At 54.4% G+C, this 25,263-nt stretch carries 19 protein-coding genes and 4 tRNA genes; 7 read left to right on the forward strand and 16 right to left on the reverse strand.

Going from position 1 to position 25,263, the window contains the following annotated elements:
- Positions 1-5: 5 nt before the first annotated feature.
- The 6 genes from JTP09_RS07730 to JTP09_RS07755 all read right to left on the reverse strand — a co-directional run bounded on the left by JTP09_RS07730 (position 6) and on the right by JTP09_RS07755 (position 4,968).
- Positions 6-470, reverse strand: coding sequence for a MaoC family dehydratase N-terminal domain-containing protein (locus JTP09_RS07730; protein ID WP_204877886.1), 465 nt, complete (start codon positions 468-470; stop codon positions 6-8).
- 128 nt (positions 471-598) lie between these two features.
- Positions 599-670, reverse strand: a tRNA-Thr gene (locus tag JTP09_RS07735).
- Between the two features lies 1 nt (position 671).
- Positions 672-745 (reverse strand) — tRNA-Met (locus JTP09_RS07740).
- Positions 746-777: 32 nt separating this feature from the next.
- Positions 778-849 (reverse strand) — tRNA-Thr (locus JTP09_RS07745).
- Positions 850-1,105: 256 nt separating this feature from the next.
- Positions 1,106-2,977: a DEAD/DEAH box helicase gene (locus JTP09_RS07750; protein ID WP_204877887.1), complete on the reverse strand. Its 1,872-nt coding sequence runs from the start codon at positions 2,975-2,977 to the stop codon at positions 1,106-1,108.
- A gap of 380 nt (positions 2,978-3,357) precedes the next feature.
- On the reverse strand, positions 3,358-4,968 hold the full coding sequence (locus JTP09_RS07755) for a DUF2079 domain-containing protein (RefSeq protein WP_204877888.1): 1,611 nt from the start codon (positions 4,966-4,968) through the stop codon (positions 3,358-3,360).
- A gap of 48 nt (positions 4,969-5,016) precedes the next feature.
- Here JTP09_RS07755 and JTP09_RS07760 point away from each other — a divergent pair, with 48 nt between their 5' ends.
- Positions 5,017-6,012, forward strand: coding sequence for a DNA-3-methyladenine glycosylase (locus JTP09_RS07760; protein WP_204877889.1), 996 nt, complete (start codon positions 5,017-5,019; stop codon positions 6,010-6,012).
- 183 nt (positions 6,013-6,195) lie between these two features.
- Here JTP09_RS07760 and trxA read toward each other — a convergent pair whose 3' ends face one another.
- Both trxA and JTP09_RS07770 read right to left on the reverse strand, forming a co-directional pair.
- A complete protein-coding gene (trxA, locus tag JTP09_RS07765; protein WP_204877890.1) occupies positions 6,196-6,591 on the reverse strand; it encodes a thioredoxin in 396 nt (131 codons plus the stop codon).
- 275 nt (positions 6,592-6,866) lie between these two features.
- Positions 6,867-6,948, reverse strand: a tRNA-Tyr gene (locus JTP09_RS07770).
- Positions 6,949-7,195: 247 nt separating this feature from the next.
- Here JTP09_RS07770 and JTP09_RS07775 point away from each other — a divergent pair.
- On the forward strand, positions 7,196-7,687 hold the full coding sequence (locus JTP09_RS07775) for a YajQ family cyclic di-GMP-binding protein (RefSeq protein WP_204877891.1): 492 nt from the start codon (positions 7,196-7,198) through the stop codon (positions 7,685-7,687).
- Positions 7,688-7,793: 106 nt separating this feature from the next.
- Here the strand turns inward: JTP09_RS07775 and JTP09_RS07780 are convergent, their stop codons facing one another.
- Both JTP09_RS07780 and JTP09_RS07785 read right to left on the reverse strand, forming a co-directional pair.
- On the reverse strand, positions 7,794-8,672 hold the full coding sequence (locus JTP09_RS07780; protein WP_204877892.1) for a M48 family metalloprotease: 879 nt from the start codon (positions 8,670-8,672) through the stop codon (positions 7,794-7,796).
- Positions 8,673-8,694: 22 nt separating this feature from the next.
- Positions 8,695-11,217, reverse strand: a complete 2,523-nt coding sequence (locus JTP09_RS07785; RefSeq protein WP_204877893.1) for a sigma-70 family RNA polymerase sigma factor — start codon at positions 11,215-11,217, stop codon at positions 8,695-8,697.
- 311 nt (positions 11,218-11,528) lie between these two features.
- Here JTP09_RS07785 and JTP09_RS07790 point away from each other — a divergent pair, with 311 nt between their 5' ends.
- Together JTP09_RS07790 and JTP09_RS07795 are read left to right on the forward strand one after the other, a co-directional pair.
- Positions 11,529-12,017 carry a Fur family transcriptional regulator gene (locus tag JTP09_RS07790; protein WP_204877894.1) on the forward strand — a complete coding sequence of 163 codons (489 nt, stop codon included), beginning with the start codon at positions 11,529-11,531 and terminating at the stop codon, positions 12,015-12,017.
- Between the two features lie 101 nt (positions 12,018-12,118).
- Positions 12,119-13,597, forward strand: a complete 1,479-nt coding sequence (locus tag JTP09_RS07795) for a catalase (protein WP_304621686.1) — start codon at positions 12,119-12,121, stop codon at positions 13,595-13,597.
- Between the two features lie 224 nt (positions 13,598-13,821).
- Here the strand turns inward: JTP09_RS07795 and JTP09_RS07800 are convergent, their stop codons facing one another.
- Positions 13,822-16,221, reverse strand: coding sequence for an MMPL family transporter (locus JTP09_RS07800; RefSeq protein ID WP_204877895.1), 2,400 nt, complete (start codon positions 16,219-16,221; stop codon positions 13,822-13,824).
- 13 nt (positions 16,222-16,234) lie between these two features.
- Positions 16,235-17,539 (reverse strand): SseB family protein, encoded by a 1,305-nt coding sequence (locus tag JTP09_RS07805; protein ID WP_204877896.1) that lies wholly within the window; start codon positions 17,537-17,539, stop codon positions 16,235-16,237.
- Positions 17,540-17,741: 202 nt separating this feature from the next.
- On the opposite strand from JTP09_RS07805, the gene JTP09_RS07810 reads away from it, so the two are divergent.
- Entirely contained in the window at positions 17,742-19,094 is a 1,353-nt protein-coding gene (locus JTP09_RS07810; RefSeq protein ID WP_204877897.1) for a DUF6882 domain-containing protein, read from the forward strand.
- A 174-nt stretch (positions 19,095-19,268) separates the two neighbouring features.
- Entirely contained in the window at positions 19,269-20,198 is a 930-nt protein-coding gene (gene rarD / locus JTP09_RS07815) for an EamA family transporter RarD (protein ID WP_204877898.1), read from the forward strand.
- 143 nt (positions 20,199-20,341) lie between these two features.
- Here the strand turns inward: rarD and JTP09_RS07820 are convergent, their stop codons facing one another.
- The 4 genes from JTP09_RS07820 to JTP09_RS07835 form a co-directional block, all read right to left on the reverse strand.
- Positions 20,342-20,482, reverse strand: a complete 141-nt coding sequence (locus JTP09_RS07820) for a methionine/alanine import family NSS transporter small subunit (protein ID WP_204877899.1) — start codon at positions 20,480-20,482, stop codon at positions 20,342-20,344.
- Positions 20,483-20,484: 2 nt separating this feature from the next.
- Entirely contained in the window at positions 20,485-22,065 is a 1,581-nt protein-coding gene (locus JTP09_RS07825) for a sodium-dependent transporter (RefSeq protein ID WP_204877900.1), read from the reverse strand.
- Between the two features lie 328 nt (positions 22,066-22,393).
- Complete coding sequence (locus JTP09_RS07830) at positions 22,394-23,446, reverse strand: polyprenyl synthetase family protein (RefSeq protein WP_240333991.1); 1,053 nt, start codon at positions 23,444-23,446, stop codon at positions 22,394-22,396.
- A gap of 42 nt (positions 23,447-23,488) precedes the next feature.
- On the reverse strand, positions 23,489-24,187 hold the full coding sequence (locus JTP09_RS07835) for a demethylmenaquinone methyltransferase (RefSeq protein WP_204877901.1): 699 nt from the start codon (positions 24,185-24,187) through the stop codon (positions 23,489-23,491).
- A 261-nt stretch (positions 24,188-24,448) separates the two neighbouring features.
- On the opposite strand from JTP09_RS07835, the gene JTP09_RS07840 reads away from it, so the two are divergent.
- A complete protein-coding gene (locus JTP09_RS07840; RefSeq protein ID WP_204877902.1) occupies positions 24,449-25,228 on the forward strand; it encodes an ABC transporter substrate-binding protein in 780 nt (259 codons plus the stop codon).
- Positions 25,229-25,263: the final 35 nt, after the last annotated feature.

Here is a 25,263-nt window from a genome sequence, read left to right on the forward strand (position 1 = left end):
GGTTCTTACTCTCCTGCCCTTACCAGCAGGGAAGAAACGCAGGTAGCGACTTTATCCCCCTCAATAGTGGTGATTTCCTCACGGGTGGTCAGCATAGCCCCTGCGCCCATCACGCGCACACTATCAACATGAACTGCTGTCAGCAACTCGTCCCCCGCCACGATAGAACGGTGGTGAGTAAAACGCTGATCAGCATGAACCACACGGGAAAAGTCGATGCCAGCACTCTCGTCCTGAATAAGCGCAGCGTCAGCCGCCTGCGCCAGAATGATTGCGAAAGTCGGCGGTGCAATCAGGTCAGTATAGCCAGCCTCTCGTGCAGCCTCCACATCAAAATGAAGCGGTGAAGTTGCCTTCACCGCACGCGCGAACTCACGAATTTTCTCTCGGCCCACAGTGTAGCTGGTTGCCGGTGGGTACGCCCTACCCACGATATCGGGATTAATTGTTTTAGCATTGTTGTCAGCCATACACACCAGTATGGCACGCACCGCGCCCTCTACGCCTCAAGAGTCACTGCCCCAACACACTCAGTCAAAAGAACAAGAAAAAATCCGCCCAGTCAAAGACTGAACGGATGATTTAATCTCTTGAAAAGAGCCCCGACCGGGAATCGATCCCGGGACCTCCATCTTACCAAGATGGCGCTCTACCACTGAGCTATCGGGGCGTAGCGGTGGCGGGACTCGATCCCGCGACCTCACGATTATGAGTCGTGCGCTCTAACCAGCTGAGCTACACCGCCAAGTATTTACCTCTATTACAAGGCTCATACAGAGCCCCGACCGGGAATCGATCCCGGGACCTCCATCTTACCAAGATGGCGCTCTACCACTGAGCTATCGGGGCAACAGATAATACCTTACGGCATTTTCGCAGTACTTGGCAAATTGAAAAGGACTCACCTACTGGTGTTCTACACCACGCTAAAGATGTATCTGCGCAGCAACTTACCCACCAGGTACTCACCCTGCGTTTAAAGATAAGGACGCGCGCCCCTCCCCTCTTTACAGAAGAGAAAGAACGCGCGTCCTGCACCAGCGGTATCTGACCAAGAAATCAGTTACCAGCTTTTAAGGTGTTCCCCCGAGGGGAAAGCATACTCTTAGTATTTTTTGCGACCTTTGAAGCCACCGCGTGAGCCACCACGACCACCGCGGTCATCACGGAAACCACCGCGATCCTTGCGGAAACCGCCGCGACGCTCACCACCACCGCGTGAGCCACCACCCTTGGGGCCGTTATCGCGCTGGATGTTAATGAACTGACCTGCAACCTTGGTGTCTTCCAAACGATCGAAGAAGTCACGAGGAAGATCCTCGGGCAAATCAACGATGGTGAAGTGCTGGCGAATGTCGATGGAACCAACCTGTGAACCGTCAATGCCGCCTTCATTCGCGAGAGCACCCACGATGCCACCGGGGTTAGCGCCCGATGAACGGCCAACATTGAGCTTGTAGCTCACCATGCCCTCATCGTTGTGGCGACGCCCACCACGGCCACCGCGCTCTTCACGATCACCGCGTTCACGGCGGTCACCGCGATCACGACCGCCACGGGGCTCAGGAATTTCTTCAACGAAGAAGGGGCGACCCTGCTGAGCAATAACAGCCAAAGCTGCTGCAATTTCTTCGGGTTCAACATCGTGCTCGTTCACGTATGCATCAACGATTTCGCGGAACAGTGACAGGTCTTCGGTTTCGATGGTGTCAGTAATCTGCTGCGCAAAACGGGTCTTGCGGTTTGAGTTCACGTCATCCACTGAAGGCATGTGCATCTGCTCAACCTGCTGACGGGTAGCCTTCTCAATCTGACGCAGCATGTACTTTTCACGCGGGGTCATAAAGAGAATCGCTGCGCCTTCGCGACCTGCACGGCCGGTACGACCAATGCGGTGAACGTATGACTCAGTGTCGTGAGGAATATCGAAGTTTACAACCAGTGAGATGCGCTCTACGTCAAGACCGCGAGCAGCAACATCGGTTGCAACCAGAATGTCGATGCGACCATCGCGCAGTGAATCAACGGTACGCTCACGCAGGTTCTGCGGAATATCACCATTAATAGCTGCTGCCTGGTAGCCGCGAGCCTTCAGCTTATCGGCAAGCTCTTCGGTTTCTTTCTTGGTACGAACGAACACGATAATGCCGTCGTAATCTTCAACCTCAAGCACGCGGGTCATTGCCTCAAGTTTGTGTGAGTGCATAACCTGCATGTAACGCTGCTTAATATTCGCGCTCGTGGTGGTCTTTGACTTCACGCGAACTTCAACAGGATCGTTCAGGTACTGTGATGCGATTTTGCGGATGCTGGTGGGCATGGTTGCTGAGAACAGTGCAACCTGCTTGGTGTCGGGGGTGTCAGCAAGGATCTGCTCAACATCCTCTGCGAAACCCATACGCAGCATCTCATCAGCCTCATCGAGAACGAGGTACTGCAGATTTGAAAGGTCCAGTGACCCCTTCTTCAGGTGGTCGATCACACGACCGGGGGTACCAACTACAACCTGAGCGCCGCGCTTGAGACCAGCGAGCTGGGGGCCGTAGGGTGAGCCACCGTAGACGGGAAGAACGGTGAAGTTCTCCATCTGGGTAGCGTAGGAGCTGAATGCTTCAGCGACCTGCAAAGCAAGTTCGCGGGTAGGTGCCAAAACCAGCACCTGGGTGTCTTTAGAAACACCGTTAACATCTGCAAGTTCTGCAAGACGTGAAAGAACGGGCAGCGCGAAAGCAGCGGTTTTACCGGTACCGGTCTGCGCCAAACCTACAACGTCGCGTCCTTCAAGAAGAAGGGGAATAGTTTCTGCTTGGATGGGTGAGGGCTTCTCATAGCCAGCGGCATCAACAGCAGTTTGAACACGCCTGTCCAAGCCGAGATCGGTAAAGCGAACGCCTTCTTCTTCAGCAGCTGCGGGAGCAACAGCGTCAAGGTTGGGTTCTACGAACTCAGCAGCGGTTGCGGTATTATTTTCAGTCAATTTTTCTCTTTTCGAGCTCAGGTGGCGCAACTGCTTTGAGTTGCGAAGGTTGACCCCTGAATTAAAAAGCTCGTCGAAACAACTTCGGTGGCAGTCTCTGATGTGACTACTGCGCCACCTTCACACACTTCTACCCGAACACTAAACGGTGGGTAGAGACGATTTACCTTAGAAACAGGTTTTTAGAAAGTTAGCGCTTACGAACTTATAAAGTACTTGGAGCGGTTCTTTGCCCTCACAGACAAACGGTGAGCAGAAGATACTCGGTATCTCTTACAAAGAACATTCTTGGACGGGGTTTACCATCAATTACAAGATTCAACACTACCTTATGTACCCGTAAATAGGTGTAAGACGTGATGGAGGGTACCTTGCGGTAGCTACATGCGCTTCATCACGTAGATACTGCCCTGCTGAGTGTGCAGAGTGTAAGGCGCTTGGTAGGTATCAGCAGCGAACTGCGGAGGATTCTCAATAGGGTTATTGCCCCATGCCGAGTTTTCTTGGTCAATTACCACGTAGTCCGGGGCGGGGTCGCTGGTGTTGCCAATCCAATATGCCTCGTGATTGACGGTGAGGTGGGTCAGCAGCGATAGGTCTGAGGCGACGCTGGTGCCCTGCGGAATGCTCGCCAGCGCCTGTTTTTTCTGGGCAAGATTCTCCTGCCAAGAGGCGCTGGAGTAATCATGAGTTAGCTGGGTTGCCAAGGGCAGCTGAGGCATATGGGCAAGCGCCACAATGAGAGCGAAGGTCGGTAAAGCTACCGACAGTAGAGCAATAGCTGTGCGGTAGGTTTTATCTGCTAGACCTCGTGCGGACGCGCGTGCCTGCAGAAGGTGGGCAGGCAACTTTTTGACGCTGGGGTCTTCGGCAGTTTCGGGCGCAAAGCGGGCAAGAACATCAATCAAAGCGCAGAAAACAATGGGCATAAGCACCATTGAGTAGTGCCAGTCGGTGCTGTAGTACCCCTCGTTGGTGGCTAAGAATCGCCAGATAAGTGTGGGAAGCGCGATCACAGCCAGAGGGCTGACTACCCAAAGAATAGCGCCGGTGAGCAGCAGGGTTGCAAGGGTCACAGCTTTTTGCCAGGGGTAGACCATCAGCAGCAGACCTTGCAGGGGATCTGAGATAGCCCCGGCAACATCAAGGCTGTCTGTGTAGTCGAAAACGCCCCCCACATTGAAGAAAGGCAAGATGACAGTGACCGATAAGAAGGTTGCAACGAGTCCCCATAACAGCACAGCAGCACAGGTTCGTACCCCTCTCTTTTGAGTCAGCAGACTCAGCGCGTCCGAAACTCGAAAGAAGAAACTGCGTCGGGCAACAGTCGAGCTCTGTGCGGGGAAAAGCAGGTCAAAAGCCCTGTGACACCAACCGCTTCTGCCCAGCCCCACCACAGCAATTGCCGCGACGGTGAGCCCCATATCCTCTTTCACCAGAGCGAGAGGAACAGCCCACAGGGCAGCACGCGCCAAAAGCGCATCGTTCCTTTCAGCTCTGGCACGCACCAGATACCCCAAAGACACAACCAACAGGGGCAGGGCAAAAGCAACCTCGTGAAACTGCACCGCAACAGCCTCTTGAATACCAAAGCTAAAGGCATAGGCAACCCCCAACAGTAGCGCGAAGACAACGTGCATAAAACGAGCCGCTAATACCACGAGAAGATACACTGAAAGGGCAACCAAAAGATTCTGCACAACCAGCAGGGTAAAAGGCGAAGGAAACACCTTATAGACGGGGCCAAGCACTAGAAGTATGGGGTGAAAATGATCGCCCCACAGGTTGAACTCGTGCCCCTTAATGCTCACAATCGGTTGCTCAAAAGCAGCGTAGGCTTTCGCGAGCTGGGTGAAAATACCTAAGTCCCAGGACGGAGTCACCCAGTTAGACCACTGAACCCACGAAAAATGGGTGTAAACCACGGCGACAATAATACTCAATACCGCTCCCACACTACGGGCAAGCGTCATTGTTTTCAGCTTCGTCATGGTGAACAAGATCTTTCGTACGGGGCAAGTAGATGGAAAAATAGAGGAATGCTTCGTGCCACCGTCATTTTACAACCTCCGCACCCCATTCACCTGGGGCAGACACTCGGCACTCTTGCACGCGGGCACGAAGATCCGCTCTTTCGCTCCGTTCACACGCGCAATCAGGAGCAGTACTGGGTAAGCTCTACCTACAGGAACGAGGGAGTTCTGCTCTGCTTTTCACGAGAACACAGCACCGTGAAAGATCTCGCACAGCGGCTCATGCATCCTATTACTGTGAGGCTTTGGTGCCACAGTGACGCATCCTCCCTCGAACAAGCAGCTGCGAATCTCCCCTACTGGCTCGGCTTTCACGATGTCTGGGATGCCTTTCTGACCCTCAGCACCTACCGAGACTTACCGCTAGTTCTTCGTGAAACCCAGCGCAATAACCCCGGCATCAGGCTCAGCGCCACCGGTCAGCTGACCCGTCACATGGTCACCGCCATTGCCGAACAAAAAGTCACCGGCATTGAAGCCATGGGCGGGATGCGCGCGATCATTCGCGAGTTGGGTTCACCGGTGCCGGCAACCGGTAACCCCCACCAACCTACAGGCATGCTCTTCTTTCCGGACGCGCGAGCCATTCGCCGTCTGCCATCGTGGAAGTGGCACAGATTCGGTTTCGACAGCGCCCGCTCCAAAGCCATTCTTGCCTACACTGACAGGGCTACCAGCCTTGAACATCTAGCGCACACCGCACCGGTGGAACAGCTCGCGTCCGCACTCAACACCCTGCCTGGAATCGGACCGTGGACTATCTCAGAAGCCCTTCAACGTAGCCACGGGCACCCCGATGCCATTAGTGTGGGAGATTTTCACCTCGCGCATCTGGTGGGTTATGCCCTCACAGGCAGGCGAACCGATGACGCGGGTATGCTGCACCTGCTCAAACCCTGGGCTGGGCACCGAGCACGGGTGGTCGCTCTCATCAAAGCCAGCGGAGTTTTAGAGCCCCGCCGCGCACCGCGTCTAGCCCCAGAAGACCACCGCTTTATCTAATAGCTCCGCCTGAAAGTGCCATACCAGGGGTCAAATATGCCCCCTTACGGCACTTTGGAGCGGAATAAGAGTTGCGGATATAGGGGAGGACGCAGCGGTTAGAGATCACCGGGTATGTAAAGACCCCGCCCCGTGCAAAAAAGTTTCTACACGAGACGGGGTATAAAGAGGTTTATCTAAAGATTATGCCTGCTCGGCTTCAGCTTTTTCTGCCTCAGCTTTCTCTGCTTCGGCTACCTGCTTGTGTACATCTTCCATATCCAGGCCTTTGACTGCTTCAAGAACCTGATCGAGCTGTGAGGCGTTCAGTGCACCGGGTTGTGAGAATACCAGGACGCCCTCGCGGAATGCCATCAGGGTGGGAATCGAGTTGATTCCAGCGGCTGCCGCCAACTGCTGCTGGTCTTCAGTATCGACCTTACCGAAAGCAATGTCAGTGTGCTTTTCAGCTGCTGCCTCAAAAACGGGAGCGAACTGCTTACAGGGACCACACCAGTCAGCCCAGAAATCCAACAACAGGATGTCATTGTTCTGGACGAGGTCGGTCAGATTCTCTTGAGTTACTTCAATCGTTGTCATGCTCTTCACGCTACAGGTTCCAGCAGAAAAAAGAAAGAAAATTCACTCTAGATGAAGTCTGATTTTACTCTAACGCATCTGGGAAACCAATTCTAACGACAGCGCTATGCATACGTTCCACCTTGGTAGTTTCATCCTTCTGATTCAGGAAAATGCCGGATGCGTTTTCTTACCGCTTAACCTAACGGAAAGAACTGCCCACCTCTTATTACACGAGAGCAGAATAACTGAGACATGAAAAAACCCGATCCACTTTCGTGAACCGGGTTATTCGGTGGCAGATGAGGGATTTGAACCCCCGTAGGCAATGCCAGCTGATTTACAGTCAGCCCCCTTTGGCCGCTCGGGTAATCTGCCAAGCCACTCAACAAACATTACTGCTCGTTGCGCGAACAAGAAATACTCTACCCGAACTTTCCATAAATCAAAAACTCAAATCCGCCTTTGTGACTAAGCACGCACAAAGGCTGTTTCTCAGAGGCACGCAACCCGCGCCCAATTTCTTGCCCGCAAGCGTCCGCACCAACTGTTACCCACCCGCTAAAACCTGTACCTTTAAGTAGTAGCAAGAGAACCACACCCGCCCGTCAACAGAAGGTAGATTATGGCAAGCGAATCATCATTCGACATCGTCTCAAAAGTCGACAAACAAGAAATCTCCAACGCCCTCAACCAGGCACAGAAAGAAGTAGCGCAGCGTTACGACTTTCGCGGCGTAGGCGCAGAAATCGACTTCTCAGGTGAGAAGATCCTCGTCAAAGCAAACTCAGAAGAACGTGCCCTGGCTGTACTCGATGTATTCCAGTCCAAATTGGTCAAGCGCGGTATCTCACTGAAATCCCTTGACTCCGGTGAACCCTACGCCTCAGGCAAGGAATACCGCATCGAAGCCTCCATCAAGGAGGGCATCGCCCAGGATCAGGCAAAGAAAATCTCAAAAATTATTCGCGATGAGGCAGCCAAGGGTGTCAAAGCAACTATTCAGGGTGATGAACTGCGCGTATCCTCAAAGTCACGCGATGACCTACAAGACGTCATTGCACTACTCAAGGGCAAAGACCTCGAAGTAGACCTGCAGTTCACCAACTACCGCTAAGCCCTCCCCGCTGCCGGCAAAATCCAGCAGCGCCGAGGCTTTAAAAACTTAAGGACGCGCCGCACCAAGAAATTTTGGTGCGACGCGTCCTTTGTGTTTTTAGTCTTTAGAGCTGACCCATCTGACGGGCTTGGTTCTCAAGTCGCTCAATGCGCTGTTGCATTGGCGGGTGTGTGCTCATAGCGTTCTTCAAACCACCAAAAGGATTAGCAATCATCATGGAAGCCACGCCCTCCGCCTTGCGGTTTCGGGGGTTCATCGGTTCACGGGCGATGCCGTGATGCAACTTATTGAGCGCTGACGCCAACGCTAGGGGGTCGCCGGTGAGCTCTGCGCCATCCTCATCCGCGTCGTACTCGCGGGTGCGACTCAGCGCCATTTGAATAATGCCAGCAGCAAGAGGTGCAAGGAAAGCAATCAGCAAAGACCCCAAAGCCCCCGTGCGGTTATCGCGGTTATTGCCCATCAGCATACCGAAGGACAGGTACTGACCAATAGAAGAAATCAAACCGACCATCGCCGCAGCAATAGAACCGGTGAGGATGTCGCGGTTGTATACATGCATCAGCTCGTGCCCGAGAACACCTCGCATCTCACGCTCGTCCAGCAACTGCAAAATACCTTCTGTGCAGCACACCGCAGCATTTTCGGGGTTGCGCCCCGTTGCAAAAGCGTTCGGAGTCATGGACGGTGCAACGAACAAACGCGGCATCGGTTTTTGTGCTTTCGCCGAAAGTTCTTCAACAATTGCGTACAGACCGGGCACCTGCTCACGAGTCACCGGGTAAGCGTTCATCTGGCGAATCGCGATTTTATCGGAGTTCCAGTAGCTGTAGGCGATAGTTCCTAGACCGATGAGACCGAACAGGAGAATAAATATTCCGTTATTCGTGTAATACGCCAGGAAGACTCCGATGAGCACCAAAAAGCCCATCAGCGTGCCAAGAAGCAAAGCGGTTTTTAGACCGTTATAGTGTCCGCGCATCTCTTGCTACCTTTCATTACTTTTACGTATCACTAGACGATACAGGAGTCTTCGGCGGCTCATCATATACATGCACAAAATTATTACTGTCAGCACCGTAGAGGTAGACAAGAGCAGGCACCAAGTAGCAGCTCTCAACCACTGCATGGGGAATCCAGTCACCGTGAATAGACTTTGTACCATCTACCTCAAACTGAAACATGACGTACTTGCTGACGGTGGGGTCAGCGACCGTCCAGTCCTGCCAGGGTACTGAGAAGAACCAGTACCCGAAGTACTCGGGGTCATCCACAATGTCAGGTATCGGACGGTTAACGATAGTCCAGTAGTCAAAGTGGGGTGGGTACAGCCCCATCGGGTCTCCGTCACAGGGAGAGGGTAGGTTCGGCAACTCAGGTGCCTCCCGCGGAGGGTAAAGCGGAGGGTAAATAGGTGCATCGCGGTTATCCGGAGAAGGATCAGCCTCAGCGTTATCGGGGTCCGGTCTTGCGGGGTCAGCCGGTTCGAGTTCAATGAGCTCAAAGTCCCCATCAAGTAAGGGCGGGAGATTATCAGGGTTATTTGACTCCACCGGCGACTCTGGATCAAGAGGATCCGCAGGACCACTAGGAGCTACTGGCTCCGTCGGATCTTCAGGATCGACCGGCTGAATAGAATCAACCGGGTCAGTCGGAACCTTAGGAGTCTCAGGATCAACCGGAACATCTGGCTGAGCAGGGTCAACTGGGTCAGTTGGCGCTACCGGGTTAACCGGAGCATCAGGGTTCTCGGGGTCGGTAGGCACAACCGGATCAGTCGGAATATCAGGAGCAACTGGTTTCTCAGGGGCGTCAGGCACAACAGGGTCAGCAGATTCTACAGAATTAGTCAGAACCTCAGGCTGAATGAGGCTAGTCGGGGTGCCCGCGTCTGGGGCGGAGGGGGCAAGGGGCGGTTGGACGTGAGGGGGAACCTGCTCACCGGGCGCTGCGGGAACGCCGGGGGTAGGAGCACCACCATCAGGTATTGAAGGCACTGTGCCAGGTTGGTTTAGGGGAGGGAGCGCTGTAAAAGGTGCAGACTGTGCCGGATCCGGCGATGCTACAAGGGGCTGAGCATGCAGAGCTGGCGCAACAGCTGCGGGTACTACCGCACCAGAGGCTGGTGTCTCCAATGCCGATGCAAGAGCGCTACTAGCGAGCGCGCCACCTGCTGTTTCGTTGAGCTGACTTGCGTCCTTGTTATCGTTGCCCTGAGTGTTAGTGTTGCTCGGGGCATTAGCCGCTCCTGAGGGATTCTCAGCGCCATCCCCCTGCACAGCGTTGTTCGCGCTCTTTTCAGCAGGCTCTGAAAGTTCTTGGCTTTCTTGCGGGGCACCGCTTGCAGCTGAGCTAGAGTCACCGCGCGCTTCGTGTGCTTCCTCAGAGAATCGTACAGGCTCAGGGTCGTCCTCTAAAAGACCACCGCCGATGACAATACCTGCCACAACAGCTGCAACTGCCAGCAAACCACCACCAGCAAGGGCAAGTGGTGAGGTTCCGTGGTGTGCCGCATTGCGCAAGAACGTCTGAGCGGGGCTGGGGGTAGCCGTTCCAGTAGTGTGCGCTGCTACAGACCCGACCGCTTCACCGGCAGGTGTGAGCAGGTCTGATGCGGGGATGGAGGGTGCGGCTTGCCCCGTTGAGGCTGCACTGGCAAGGGGGTTGCTGGCAGCAACAGTAGCAGTCTTGCCCAGAAAACCGATAATGGTGGTGCCGTCATTGACCCAGGGGACCAGCCCAGCAAGCACGGGAAATACCCAGACGCGCATTGATTTGTTAATGCCCATCAGTGACAGGTATTCAGAGGTGCAATAAGTACACTCTTCAAGGTGCAAACGCAGGTTTTCAGCACGTTTATCGCTGAGTGAGCCTCTTACCAGGGCGGGCAAACGGTCATAGTGCTTTTGGCAGGCAACGGTCACCGGTGCATTTTGGTGGGCGCGCAAAAAGCCCTCGCGCAGGCTCTCTCGGGCACGCAGGGCAAGGGCTGACACTGCGTTCGGCGAGATGTCAAGGGCGTTGGCGATATCGCGCGGTTTGCGTTTTTCGACCTCGGTAAGCCACAAGACAGACTGCCAGCGTTCGGGCATGGCGGTGAAAGCAGCGATGAGTTCATCTGATTCATTGAGGTGCAGAACGGCCTCGTCCAAGGTCTCCAGATGCTCTAACGCGGCACTGTCGGCGGGCACCTCGCGTCCGCGAATTAAACCGAACTCACCGGCGAGGTGGGCAATGGTGGTTGACAGGTAACCGCCCATGAATGAGGTGGGGCCGTTGCCGTTACGTAGCGCCTGTAGGACGCGCGCGAAAGCCTCAGCGACGATGTCATCTACTTGCCCGGGATCGCTGGTGTGTTTGTACGCAATAGCCGTCGCCATTGAACGGTAGCGTTCGTACAGTAATCCGTAGGAGTTCTGATCCCCTGCGCGCACTGCTTTGAGCAGAGTCTCATCGGAGAGTTCTGCTGAGGGGTCTAGGGGTGGCAGCGATTCAGTGATGACGTAGCCTCGTTCGCGGTAATCCATGTATGCGTTCGTCGTAGCATCAATGGTGGTTCTGGGTTATTGATTGCACCGGCATTGCAAGAGTATGGATTTTTGTGCAGGGGTATGGGTGGTTCTTAAATTTATCAGTATTGACAGGGTATTCCTAGAAATTTACGTTTTATTCTCTACCGCATATGTGGGGGGCGGGGGGCTCCTTCGTTTTTCTAGTGCAGTGATACCGCGGTTATCGGGGGTGAGCACGTTGAAGTGTGCGGAGAAAATAGTGCGAAAGGTTGTAACTTTCCGTGTCGCATTTATTGTGAACTACTCAGAATAAGTATGCTGGGGGTATGCCTTCATTAACAGCGACACTCAGTACTACCCACAACTCCCCCATCACGGACGAGGTTCGTTCAGGGTGGACTGCCGGGTTGCGTACCCAGGGCAGGCGCGTTACTAAACAGCGCCTTGCCGTACTTGATGCTGTACACCGTTCACCGCATTCAACGGCAGAAGCTATTGTCGATGCCGTGCGCCAAGAATTGCCCAGCATCACCGTGCAATCTGTTTATGTAGTGCTGGCTGATCTTGTCGACATCGAGATGCTGCGAAAGTTCCAGCCTCCCGGTACCCCCGCCCTCTACGAGACACGCACGGGCGATAACCACCACCATGCTCTGTGCATTAAATGCCTCACGGTAGAAGACATTGAATGCACAGTAGGTCATGCTCCCTGCCTCACCCCTGAACAGAGCCACGGCATGCAGCTGCTCAGCGCGGACGTCATTTACCGCGGAATTTGTGCCAACTGCCAGAACCAACTCGCTACCTCACAGTAGCGTCACAGATTTATCTGCGTCACCGGTACTTATTGCAAGCACCGGATGCGGTAAAACGCATTGAGAACTCAATGCATCATCACACTAATAAGGAGATGACGATGACCGAGAATCCCATCAAGCCCGGTTCATTCACTACCACCAACTCAGGTGCCCCCGTTGCCTCAGACAACGACTCGCTGACCGTTGGTAACGACGGCCCCGTTGTACTGCACGACGTATACACCGTTGAGAAGCTCGCACAGTTCAACCGCGAGCGTGTGCCCGAGCGTGTAGTTCACGCTAAGGGTACTGGCGCATTCGGTGTTTTTGAGACCACCGAAGACGTTTCAAAGTACACCAAGGCTGCACTGTTCCAGCCCGGTGTTTCAACTGAGATGCTGATTCGCTTCTCAACTGTTGCTGGTGAGCAGGGTTCACCCGATACTTGGCGTGACCCTCGCGGTTTTGCAATCAAGTTCTACACCACCGAGGGCAACTATGACCTCGTGGGTAACAACACCCCGATCTTCTTCATCCGTGATGCTATCAAGTTCCCCGACTTCATTCGTTCGCAGAAGCGCCTGCCCGGTAACGGTCTGCGTAACAACGATATGCAGTGGGATTTTTGGAGCCTGCGCCCCGAATCAGCTCACCAGGTAACCTGGTTGATGGGTGACCGCGGTATTCCCGCAACCCTGCGTCACATGGACGGTTTTGGTTCACACACTTACCAGTGGATCAATGCTGAGGGCGAGCGTTTCTGGGTTAAGTACCACTTCAAGACTGACCAGGGCAACGACTTCCTCACCGGTAATGAAGCTGAGCGTCTGGCAGGTGCGAATGCTGACTACCACCGTCAGGATTTGTACGAGGCGATTGAGCGCGGCGAGTTCCCCTCATGGACCCTCTACGTTCAGGTAATGCCTTTCGAGGATGCGAAGACCTACCGCTTCAACCCCTTCGACTTGACTAAGGTATGGCCTCACGGTGATTACCCGCTGATCAAGGTCGGTAAGATGACCCTGAACCAGAACCCGCAGAACTTCTTCGCTCAGATTGAGCAAGCTGCTTTCTCACCGAGCAACTTTGTTCCCGGCATTGCGGCGTCCCCCGATAAGATGCTGCTCGGTCGTATCTTCTCCTACCCCGATGCGCACCGTTACCGTGTAGGCACCAACTTCGCTGACCTGCCCGTGAACTTCCCCAAGAACGCGCAGCTGAATACTTACTCGAAGGAAGGCGCTATGCGCTACACCTTCAATGATCCTTCAATTCCGGTGTACGCACCCAACTCATTCGATGGCCCGCACGCTGATCCTGTGAAGGCTCATGAAGAGAACGTTGGCTGGGACTTCGACGGTGAACTGGTACGCTCAGCTGCTAGCTTGCATGCTGAGGACGATGACTTCGGTCAGGCACGTGCCCTCTACGCTGAGGTTCTGGACAATGCTGCTCAGGCACGTCTGGTTGATAATATCGCCGGTCACGTAGGTGCTGTTGTTTCAGACGAGATCCGTGAACGCGCTTTCAAGTACTGGGATTCAGTACACGAAGAGCTGGGTGCTCGCGTACGTGAAGCGTGGAAGAACAACAACTAGAAAGCAGATGAATCTGCTCCCCAGACCCCCTAAGAAGCGATCTGCGGGTTACCTGAGATGATGATAGCCTAGCTATTCCTCAGCAATAAACCGCCCGGTGCGTCCTTGATACAAATTCAAGGAGGCACCGGGCGGTTTTTGTTGTGCGGGTGTTTCAGGTTCAGGCGGCAGCTACTAGCTCACTGCACAGGCAGGACGCGTGCGGTGGACCGGTCAGCTTTTTGCTACTTCTTACGCCCCGGCAGCCACCACGCCTTTTCGCCCAGCAGATGCATGGTTGCCGGTATGAAGGTGGTGCGTACCAAGAAGGCATCCATGGCTACGCCCAAGGCGAGAGCGAAACCGATGGGACGCACAACGGTGAGGTGCGAGAATACGAAGCCCGCGAAGACCGAGATCATGATGACGCCACAGGCGGTGACCACAGCGCCACCTGTTCGATAGCCCACGCGCACCGCTTCACGAGCCGTAAAGCCTGCGCGGCGGGCGTCCTGCATACCTGAAACGATGAAGATTTGGTAGTCCACCGACAGACCGAAGAGAATACCGACCAGCAGAATAGGCAGGAAGGCAAGGATCGGACCGGGCTGTGCAACACCGAAGATGTCGGCTCCCCACCCCCACTGGTAGACAGCCACCACGGCGCCGAAGCTAGCCAGGGTAGACATGAGAAAGCCGACGGTTGCCATGAGCGGAATCAGAACAGAACGGAACACGAAGCCCATAAGCAAGAGCGACAGCGCCACAACCACCGATAAGTACACCGGAATTGCTGCCATGATGCGCTCAGAAATTTCAATATTCGCAACCGTTTGACCGGTCAGACCAACCTGTAGGTCACGCTCGGTTTCGAGTTTCTCAGCGTGTTCGCTCAGTTTGTGTACGGTGTTCACCGTTGATTCTGAGTTGGGACCTTCGGTGGGGATCAGGGTGACAAGCGCAGTATGGGAATCTTCGCTAATAGCGCTCACAGAGGCGGAGGTAATTCCTTCGATTTTCAGGTTCTCTGCCACGTCAGTAGCAACAGCCCGCATCGCTTCGCTATCGGTTGCTGAATCATCGTGTACTACCGCCGCGATGCTACCGTTGCGACCTTCACCGAAGTGTTCTTTTACCGCGTCATAGGTTTTGAAAGCGGTAGAATCAGCTTGCTGATATGATCCATCGGGCAGACCCAGGCGCAAAGAACCTGCGGGAATAATCGCCAGCGCTAGAACACTCAGAGAAGCAAAAGTCATCAGCCAAGGATGGCGGGTGACGAAGGCACCCCAACCGCGGTTGGCTCGTTCAAGTTTGAGAGAGCGGGATTCTTCAGCGGTGCGCCCCGAAGCAAGCATCTGCCTCTGTTGAGCAGAAAGCAGTTTGGTATCAAGCAAAGAGAGCAATGCGGGGGTGAGCGTCAACGCCACTGCAATCACCACCGCAACGGCAAAGGAGCCAGCAAAGCCCATGACCGCTAAGAAGGGAACACCGGTTACGCTCAAAGCGCCCAGAGCAATAATATTGGTCATGCCCGCGAAAAGCACTGCGTGCCCGGCAGTAGCGTTGGCTTCAGCAATCGCCTCAACCTTCGCGCGTCCTTCAACGCGAGCTTCGCGGAATCGGTGCAGAATCAAAAGCGCGTAGTCAATACCAACGCCCAGACCCAACATCAGCGCCAGCACAGGGTCGGTGGCGGTCATCGACACAAACGAGGTGCTAGCGTACACCAGACCCACGCCAATGCCGCAACCAATCAAAGCAACCACCAGCGGCAGACCCGCTGCCACCACTGATGCCAGGGTCACCAACAAAACAACCATCGCTACCATAAGGCCGATAGCCTCAGAAGCGCCGAACACTTCTGAAACATCCTGCACCAGTTCGTTCGAGAAGTTAACCTCAAGCTGCGATGTTTCTAAGGCTTCAAATGCCTCAAGAATCTGCTCTCGATCATCAGCATTCATCGAGTAGATATCTTCGCTCAGTGTTACATTGACCAACGCAACAGTGTTATCTTCACTGACGGTGCGAGTGTCTCCGGCAAGTTCCAGAGCACGCTGAGCAGGCTCCAAGGACGCACGCTGCCCATCGACCTGCGACTGGGCAGTGTCGAGTTCAGCAGACCTATCATTGATCTCATCAAGAGCGCCGGGAGCTATGGTATCTAGTACCGCATCGGGCACATCGGGCAAATCTTCACGCGCCTGATCCACAGCGATACGCCCCTCGTCGATTTGACGCTGGGCATCAGAGATTTGGGCAGGGGCACCCTCAACTTGGGCTCGTTGCTCATCAAGCTGTGCTTGGGTGACAAAGGGGTCAGAAACCGAGGCGACAGTTTCTAATGCTTCAATCTCTGACCGGACCGCAGCGAAATCCTGCTTCTGCTGCTCGGTGAAGACTGCTCCCTCTGTACGGAGGGCAACTAAACCAGAGCTCTCCCCCGTTTCTGGCAGAGCAGCGTGCAGCTGGTCGGTGACCCGCTGAAAATCAGCTCCTGGAATGGTGTAGTTGCTGGTGGCACCGCGGGCAATTGTCAGGGCAAGAACACCTGCCACCGCCAACACCACAAGCCAGACAGCCAGCACTGTTTTAGCCCGGCGCGCCGAAGCACTACCTATTCTCGCTAGAAGATGTTCCACGAGGTTTTCTCTCTTACTTTTGGGAATCAGTAATACGTGCTGCTTGAATCAGGTCAATAAGATCGCGCACCTGAGCAATGGGCAGGGTTGCGGTGGGGTTGAGCGCATTGACTTTGACGTAATCAGCCCCGCTCGCTACGGCGAACTCTAAGATATCCGTTGCTTGAGCCGAGCGCACCTCAAGGGTGGGGTCAAGAGCTGACGCCTCGGCCGCCGAAGTAAAGGTCAGCAGAGCGCGTCCGTCTTCTTCTTCCACCATCAGCGGGGTACCTTCAAGGTTGTCTGGTGCCACAGCGGTGAGCAAGAAAGCGCTGGGCGCGGCGAGGGCAGACAGGAGCGCCTGCATGTTCTGCTTCATCAGCGCGTTTTTAGCTGCGGCGTTAGAGGGCACCTGCAAGAGCCATTGAATCTGCGGTTCTTCGATAATGCACATGTGGGCGGTTCCCGGATCAATCACCAGCATGTTGAGATCCTCACGGCTGAGCACGTCCAAGAACACTTTCATGCTGGCTTCGCGAGTCAGTACGGGGGTGCCCTCCCTACCCTTTTCACGGTGAGAAGCAAGTGCCGTATCTGCTGAGGAGAAGACGCACAGCGCCCGGTAATTAGCCAAGCGAATGACAGAGTACACCCCCCTGGTCTCGGGACCCCACGGGTTATCTCCCTCAGGCACGAACTCAGAGTCAGTCGCATCCAAAAAGACATCACCGCTAAGCATCTGACGCGCCACATTTACCAGGGCACGCTCAGTACGCTCAGCACCGAACTCTCTCAAAGCCTCTACCAGATAAGAGTTGGGTACCTTCTGCTCATCAAGATCAGCAATGGGAACGCTGCGACTCTTCTTCAAACGAAGATCGACCCAGGCGGGGTGAGGAGAGGTACGGGGGAACTTCTCAAGATGAACACGAATGTCGCGGTTGCTGATACCGCCCTCGCCCTCCCAGTTACTGGGTTCGCCCGCGCGGTTGTAGGCTGCCCCTACTTGAAAGCTGGGGCTGGGCCAGCCCTTTGCCGCAACAATAATAGTTGCTGAGAACCAGCTCCCCTCGTGCTCATCGTAAGCAGCATGCTGCAGTCGATGAAGCTCCTCAGTAATAAAATCTTCTTCATCCAGTAGCTGCGACTGACCGGGAATATCACGGTCTTCAAAACTGCGGGTCAAGCGCGTAAAAAAGCTCTCCCCTGCAGGTTTGACCTCAAGAACCAGTTTGTTCCACTCGGTCTCTGCGCAGTTCGCCAGCATCCAGCTACCCACAGCATTCAGCGAGTCTTGCAAATGGCGCTCTCTTTCAGAAACAGCAAAACGAGGATTCATCAGTACTCAATAGCTTTCAGTAGGCGGGCATTTAAGTATCTTTAATTCTATATGTATACCCCCCTTCAAACGGGTTGCGGCAATGACACCCTTCAAACGACATTCCAGAGCACCTACACCAAAGAATGAAATCTGTTCATTCTTAGCCCTAAGCCCTGTACTTATTTCTAAACTGCCTTAAAAGATTGGTAGCCTTAAGCACATGATGAAAACTTTGCAGGATTTGATTGACGAATCAATCTTTATCTCCACCGAATACCAGGCACGCCTGGCTGAGCTGACCGGCGACTCAGACTGGTCAGTGGACTTCTCAGCTCCGTCTTTCACCCTGGAAGCTGATAATTCCGTAACCCTTAACCCCTACCTTTTAGGCACCGAGTCTGAATCACGCGGTACCTGGATCTGGTCATGGAAAGAACTGGGTTACTTCCCCGACGCTGTTGTAGCACCGGCAATCCAGACCCGTGAGGGCGGTGCTCAGCACTCTATTGATGAGCTCACCACCGACGAACTCACCCTCAAAGATGGTCTTGCCCGCCGTCTAGCACTAGCAGCTAAAACTCTCACCGGCGTTTACGCCCACTACCCCGTTCAGGTAGGCCCCGGCGTCCGCGCATGGATTCTGCTTGATGGCGATCTGCTAGAGCTTGAGGCACCCACCGTTAACCGCATGGGACGGGTCATGGCTCAGGCACTGCAGACCGGCACCGCGGTCAACCACCTTAAGGCAGTAGACTCCTACGCACGCCTGCGTGGCGCTCACATCGCGTGGGACACCGAAGCAACCGCAGTGATCACCGCCTCTGACGGTGCCCTCCGCCTGTGGTTCGACGAGGGTAAGATTTCTGGCATTGAAGCAGCAGAACCCACCGTCGATGCCTCAGAACTTAACCGTTGCGCCGCCCACGCCGCGTCCTTACGTGAGCAGTTGCGTAGCGAGCGTTCAGAAGTTGAGAACATTGCAGCCGCCGAAGCCTCAGCACAAACCTCAGCGCGCGCCGAGCAGGAGGCACGCGAGAAGGCAGAACGTGAGCAGGCTGAAGCTCAGGCAACTGCCGAACGTGAAGCAGCACAGCGTCAGAAAGAAGCTGAAGCACGCGAAGAAGCCGCCCGCGCTGAACGCGAAAAGGCAGAACGAGAAGCTGAACTTGCCGCTGCACGCGAAGCTGAAAACGTTGAGGGCACTACCACCACCGACCGTGTCTACACCGAAGTGGAAGAACCCTACAACCAGGCACCCAGCGAAGATATTCAGCCCGGACGCGTCACCACCAACTCGCTACCGGCAGAACAGGTTGAAGAACCCGCAGCTAACGATCGTAGCGATGAGCAGATCGACGATACCGAGGTTCTTGAAACTGAGACCGTCGAATCAAACGACTACGAAGTCGTTGACTCCGAGGAGAAGCGCCGCGGTTACAAGCCCGCAGCCTTCCGCGTTGCAGGAGATGCACCCGATTTGGCTGCTGAGCGCAAAGAACGCGAAGATATTGAGCCCGAAGCAGAGCAGAAGAAAGAGAAGAAGGGCTTCTTCTCACGCTTCTTCGGACTGTAAAAAACACCTCCCACAGGGTTATTACCCCCGGTATCTGCACTACCTCAGTGCGGGTGCCGGGGTTTTTATCATGAGAAGAACACACCGTGGGGTGAAAGAATCCGTGAGAGACTAAAACGTATATCTGTAGCTGTTCTAAAAGAAAAATAGGTCTTTGATGAAAGAGTCAAAAGCATGAGCAGGTCCGTTGAGCATCAACGTGATACCCGTAAAGGGCTGATAGCTATTGCCGGTGCCTACGGTTTATGGGGACTCTTCCCCCTCTACTTTGTACTGACTCAACCAGCAAGTGCCCTCGAAGTTGTAGCCTGGCGCATCATTTTCTCCCTGGTGTTCTGCGCTCTCATTCTGACGGTGGCTGGCAGTTACCGTAGCCTCTTTGCTTTAGTGCGCCGCGGGTCGATGATGGTTCGTATGCTAATAGCCGGTTTGCTCATTGGCTCCAACTGGCTTTTCTACGTTATCGCCGTCACCAGCGGTAACACCCTCGAAGCGTCACTCGGTTACTTCATTAACCCGCTGGTTGCAGTGCTTTTGGGAGTGATGGTTCTGGGCGAACGGTTGCGTCCGTTGCAATGGATTGCGGTGGTGGTTGCCGCAGTCGCTGTTACCACGATGGCGCTACTCTACGGTCAGGTACCCTGGATTGCATTGGGTCTTGCCTTTAGCTTTGGTCTCTACGGGCTGGTTAAATCTCAACTGGGGCACGGAGTGAGCGCCATCAACTCGCTGACCGCAGAGACGCTAGTGCTCAGTCCCCTCGCCCTAACCGTCTTAGGATTTATCGGCGTCCAAAGTTCGCTCTCTTTCACCAGTAACGGCACCACCCACGCTTTTATTCTGGCTCTCTCTGGCATCGTGACCGCTATTCCCCTTCTCTGCTTCGCGGTGGCTGCAGCCAATCTCCCGCTCTCGCTGATCGGCATTATTCAGTACGCCACCCCTACCATTCAGTTCTTCATTGCACTGTTTATTTTTGGTGAAGAAATGAGCCCAGCACGCTGGATTGGCTTCAGCCTGGTCTGGGTGGCAGTCGCCCTCTTCCTCGCAGACGCGGTGATGCGTACGCGCGTCCGCAGTGGCAACATCAAAAGGGCAAGCTAGGTAACCCAGCACACGGTTAAAGACAAGCCCCAAGGCACGCACATTGCAGTATCCTACGAAAAAACCTCGGTAGCTCCCCCTCAGGGGAAGGCTACCGAGGTTTTTAACCAACTGGCAGAGAAGAAAGCGCGTTGTCCTTCTCGTTAGAGGTGATCAGGTTCGTCTGCGCTGGAGTAAACCACAGGATCTTCGGGGTGGCGAACCAGGTTCACGATGGCAAGAGCCAAACCGCCCCAGATCATTACGATGGAAACTATCAGCATCATCAGTGCAATAGAGCTCATGGTTAGCCCTCCTGTGAGTAGGTATCGTGCTGAACTTTACCGCCGACAACGGGAGGTGCCGGTGCTTGCTGAGCAGCCTGCGAGCGGTTAGACCAGGGCAGCATTGAAATGATGACGGCTACAATCAGTAGCAGTACAACCATGCCCCAACCAAAGATATTAATCAGCTGAGCGGGATAACCCTCGTAGGGCTCATTGAGCAGACCGATAAAAGTATTAATCAGTGAGTAACCCAAGATGATGGGGGTAACGCCGGCAAGCAGCACCATCCAGAGGGGACCAACCTTGAGCGAACCAGTAGTGTTCAAGTGATCGCGTAGGGCGGGCAGCGCACGCACCACATAAGCAACCAAGAAGATAGAAACCAAGCCAGCAGCTAGAATACCGAATTGGTTGACGAAGTTATCCATGATGTCCAGAACGTACAGGCCGGAGGTGGTGGGCATCAACAGGGTGGAGATCAAGGTCAGGGGAACAATGACAGCGGCAGTTGATTTCACACGTGAAGCGCCGAACTTATCCTGAATACCAGCAACAATAACCTCAACAATAGAGATCAACGAAGTAATACCGGCAAAAAGCAGAGAACCAAAGAACAGAACGCCGATCAAAACGCCGCCGGGCGCTTCAGAAATAATGGTGGGGAAAGCGATGAAGGCAAGACCAATGCCTGAGGTTGCTACCTCAGAAACTTCAGTACCGGCGGCAGTTGCCATGAAGCCAAGAGCAGCGAAAACGCCGATACCTGCCAGCAGTTCAAAGCTGGAGTTCGCAAAGCCAACCACAGCGCCGGTACCGGTAAGGTCGGTCTTCCTCTTCAGGTACGAAGAGTACGTAATCATGATGCCGAAGCCGATAGAAAGGGAGAAGAAAATCTGACCGTAGGCAGCAACCCACACCTTAGCATCCAGCAGAGCAGCCCAGTTGGGGGTAAAGAGAGCATCCAAACCAGCCATAGCGCCTTCGAGGGTCAGTGAGTAACCGACCAGCACCAAGAACATCACGATCAGTACGGGGATGAAGATGATGTTGGCAGCACCCACACCCTTCTGCACACCCAATGACATAATCGCCAGCAGGGCAACCCACACGAGTACTACGGGAATCAAAATGCCCGGCACAAAATCAAAGGTAATACCGGCAGCCGGGTCAGAAGCCTGCAAGAAGTCACCCGCGAAGAAATCACCGGGAGCATCGCCCCACGCGTGGTTGAAGGAGAACAGCATATAGCGCAGCGCCCAGGCAATAATTGCCGCATAGTAGATAGCGATAATGGCGTTGATGCCCATGTGCCACCAGCCGATGAACTCGGTGTTGCGGTTCAGGCGGCGGAAAGCTAGGGGTGAGGACGCGCGTCCGCGGTGACCTACGGCGTAGTCGAAGAAGAGGAAGGGCAGACCTGCGGTGAGCAGTGCAACGAGGTAGGGCACCATGAAAGCACCGCCACCGTTGTCATAGGCGATATACGGAAAACGCCAGATGTTGCCCAAGCCGACGGCTGAGCCAATGGCGGCAAAGATAAAGACGCGGCGACTCGAGAAGCTCTCACGCTTCTGAGGTGCTGCAACCGATGAATTTCCCATCGAAGAAAATCCTTACGAATGAATAAAGACAACCGGTATATAAGAGTATTCCTGGTTGTCTACTGCGAAAATGTTGGGGTTCGAAGACCGGTGTCAGTGTGAGGGATTATCAGGTGAAACCGTATCTGCGGGTGCGCAGTGAACGGCTAAGGTGGTACCGCTCAGGTGCGCGAGTTTATTGAGTTAGAGTTTAGCGAGGTTCATCTACCCCTGCCGGTTTGTCTCATATAATAGACACCCTTAAGGGCACAGCATACAGAAACTCCCCGTACCCTCAGCGAGAGTACGGGGAGCTTGTGAGAAAAATAGTGGGCCCAACCGAAATGCTTTAAGCCTCGCGATGTACCACAGCGTGGGCGAAAGACTTCAGCGCTTCTTTAGCGGTGGAGTCGGGTAGCGGCTCAATAGCTGCAATCGCATCGTCTGCCCACTGATAGGCAACATCCCAAGCGCGGGCGGTGGCGGGGTGGACAGCCAAAGCTGAGACCGCCTCATGCAAAACCTCGTCAGAACTGAGATCGCCCTGAATCATCGTGAGAATACGCGCTGCCTCTTCATCGCCCTTCTCAGCATCCTGCGCCAGCAAAATTGTGGGAAGGGTGGGCACACCCTCACGCAAATCAGTACCGGGAGTCTTACCCGATACGGTACCGGCGGCGGCAATATCAATAACATCATCAGCCAGCTGAAAAGCGACACCCACCAGTTCACCATAACGAATAAGCATCTGCACCGCAGACTCGGGAGCACCAGCCAAAGAAGTACCGAACTCACCGGCAGCAGCAATCAGAGAACCGGTCTTACCCTCAATGACCTTGATGTAATGGTTGTAGAGGTCGTCACCGTTCTGCGGGCCGACCGTCTCAAAGAGCTGGCCCAACACCAGACGCTCAAAAGTGCGCGCCTGAACAGCCAAAGAACGGGCGCCCAGTTCAGAAACAATCAGGGAGGCACGAGCAAAAATGAGATCCCCCGTCAAAATAGCAACCGAGTTACCCCAGATGGTCTGGGCTGTATCTACCCCGCGACGCTTGGGTGCATCGTCCATGACGTCATCGTGGTAGAGGGTAGCTAGGTGAGTAAGTTCCACAGCAACCGCAGCGTCAAGCACCTTATCGTTGATTTCCCCACCGGCAGCTGCTGCAAGCAGGGTCAGCAAAGGGCGCACTCGCTTACCACCGGCTAAGAGCAAGTGGCGGGAGGCAACGTCAGCGAGCTGATTGGTCTGCTCGATTGCTTTACCCAAGCGCAGCTCAATTTCTGCCAACGACTCGATAATCTGTGGTCCCAGTTTCGGGTCGTTAGCAATCAGCTCAAAGCCCTTGGGCAGGTTAATATCAGCGATAGAGAAGGAATCGAACGATGAGGGTGTATGTGTCACGGGTTTACTGTTTTCTCTTGGAGTTATCAGTGAAGCAGATGGTTAGGACGCTGGTTTGAAGCCTCGGTGGAGGGCAACGATACCGCCGGTGAGATTGCGGTACTTGACGTTTTGCCAGCCTGCATCAGTAAAAGCGGCGGCAAGAGCGTCCTGGGCAGGCCAGTCAATGATGGATTCAGCCAGGTACTCGTAGGATTCGGGATTCGATGAGAGGAATCGGGCGACCGGAGGAATCGCTTTCATGATGTAACGCTTATAGATAGCGGCGAAGGGGGCGACGGTGGGGGTGGAGAATTCCAAGACCACAATGCGCCCGCCGGGCTTAGTCACGCGGTAGAGCTCGCGCAGTGCTTTGGGGTAGTCAGCGACGTTACGCAGACCGTATGACATGGTGACCGCGTCGAACTCGTTGTCACCAAAGGGCAGCTGAGTGACGTCAGCTTGCACAAAAGTCATGTCGGGGCGACGCTTGCGACCCACCGCCAGCATGCCTTCAGAAAGATCAGCGGCAATGACATCAACACCGGCATCAGCAAATGGCTCTGCTGAGGTACCGGTGCCAGCTGCTACGTCTAGAACTTTTTGCCCGGGGTGAGCATCAACCGCTGCAACGGTTTGACGGCGCCAGTAAAGGTGCATACCGCCAGAGGCAATGCCGTTCATGAGGTCGTAGCGGGGCGCCACCGCATCAAACATGGAGGCGATGTCGATTGTTTTTTTGTTGAGGTCTGCTCGATTCACTTTGATATTGTCCCACGTTCTCGCGCGCTGGCGCTAACCGGTGGACGTGTAGACGCAAGTTTTTGAAAGATAGGCGCTTTTTGTGGGCAGGCTGGGTGCTATAAAGAGGACCTCACAGGAGCAGACAAGTGAGCATGACGCTCACCAAAAAGAGGTGCATACCACATCGGCACACATGAATATTTATACCCAATAGCACATATCTATGCTATTCTCTTATATATATTCACATATATAAGTATTTATGCATAGGAGATAGCCATGAAAAAACTCGCACTCTCAACCCTGGCACTGGGCGCTTTCACCCTGACCGCTTGCACCGCTACCGGCGGCACCGCAGCCGATGGCAGCTTCGCTCCCATTACCGAAGGTAAGCTTACCGTCTGCACCAACCCTCCCTACGCTCCCTTCGAATTTGAAGAAAACGGCAAGATCGTTGGTTACGACATGGACATCGCCGCTGAGGTTGCAAAAGATCTCGGTCTCGAATTTGAGCCCCTCGCCAGCGGTTTTGAAGGCATCGAATCAGGCGCGTCCCTCTCCTCCAAGCAGTGCGATATTGCTTTCTCAGGCATCACCGTCACCGAAGAGCGCAAATCCGTCATGGCGTTCACCGAACCCTACCTCGACGACAACATGGGCATCATGACCACCGGCGGTTCCCCCATCGCTTCTGAAACTGATATCAAGGGCATCAAAGTTGCCGTGCAGCAGGCAACCTCCGGTCAAAAATTTGCCGAAGAAGCCGGCGCTGAAATCATTCAGTTTGAGGACGCAGGTCTGATGGTTCAGGCGCTCCAGACCGGTCAGGTAGATGCAGTGGTTGCTAACGTTTCCATCATCTCTGAAGCATTGAGCAACGATAGTTCACTCAAGCTCGCTGCTGAAATCACAGCCGACGAGAAGATCGCTGCGGCAGTAGCCACCGAAAACACCGCCCTGCTGGACTCGGCAAACAAAACCCTGCAGCGCCTCGAAGATGAAGGTAAGCTCGCTGAACTGCAGCAGCAATGGCTGGGCTTTGAAAACAACGCTCAGTAATTTATAGGTGCTTCCCGCGCGCTGAGCGTCTGCTC

This window comes from Rothia sp. ZJ1223, assembly GCF_016900985.1.
In the GTDB taxonomy this organism is placed as follows: domain Bacteria; phylum Actinomycetota; class Actinomycetes; order Actinomycetales; family Micrococcaceae; genus Rothia.

Coding starts and splice junctions, on each gene's coding strand:
- trxA (WP_204877890.1), bottom strand. CDS start 6,591: ATGACAACGATTGAAGTAACTCAAGAGAATCTGACCGACCTCGTCCAG.
- JTP09_RS07810 (WP_204877897.1), top strand. CDS start 17,742: ATGATGAAAACTTTGCAGGATTTGATTGACGAATCAATCTTTATCTCC.
- JTP09_RS07825 (WP_204877900.1), bottom strand. CDS start 22,065: ATGGGAAATTCATCGGTTGCAGCACCTCAGAAGCGTGAGAGCTTCTCG.
- JTP09_RS07805 (WP_204877896.1), bottom strand. CDS start 17,539: ATGAATCCTCGTTTTGCTGTTTCTGAAAGAGAGCGCCATTTGCAAGAC.
- JTP09_RS07755 (WP_204877888.1), bottom strand. CDS start 4,968: ATGACGAAGCTGAAAACAATGACGCTTGCCCGTAGTGTGGGAGCGGTA.
- JTP09_RS07785 (WP_204877893.1), bottom strand. CDS start 11,217: ATGGATTACCGCGAACGAGGCTACGTCATCACTGAATCGCTGCCACCC.
- JTP09_RS07840 (WP_204877902.1), top strand. CDS start 24,449: ATGAAAAAACTCGCACTCTCAACCCTGGCACTGGGCGCTTTCACCCTG.
- rarD (WP_204877898.1), top strand. CDS start 19,269: ATGAGCAGGTCCGTTGAGCATCAACGTGATACCCGTAAAGGGCTGATA.
- JTP09_RS07730 (WP_204877886.1), bottom strand. CDS start 470: ATGGCTGACAACAATGCTAAAACAATTAATCCCGATATCGTGGGTAGG.
- JTP09_RS07820 (WP_204877899.1), bottom strand. CDS start 20,482: ATGAGCTCTATTGCACTGATGATGCTGATAGTTTCCATCGTAATGATC.
- JTP09_RS07760 (WP_204877889.1), top strand. CDS start 5,017: ATGCTTCGTGCCACCGTCATTTTACAACCTCCGCACCCCATTCACCTG.
- JTP09_RS07790 (WP_204877894.1), top strand. CDS start 11,529: ATGCCTTCATTAACAGCGACACTCAGTACTACCCACAACTCCCCCATC.
- JTP09_RS07775 (WP_204877891.1), top strand. CDS start 7,196: ATGGCAAGCGAATCATCATTCGACATCGTCTCAAAAGTCGACAAACAA.
- JTP09_RS07780 (WP_204877892.1), bottom strand. CDS start 8,672: ATGCGCGGACACTATAACGGTCTAAAAACCGCTTTGCTTCTTGGCACG.
- JTP09_RS07795 (WP_304621686.1), top strand. CDS start 12,119: ATGACCGAGAATCCCATCAAGCCCGGTTCATTCACTACCACCAACTCA.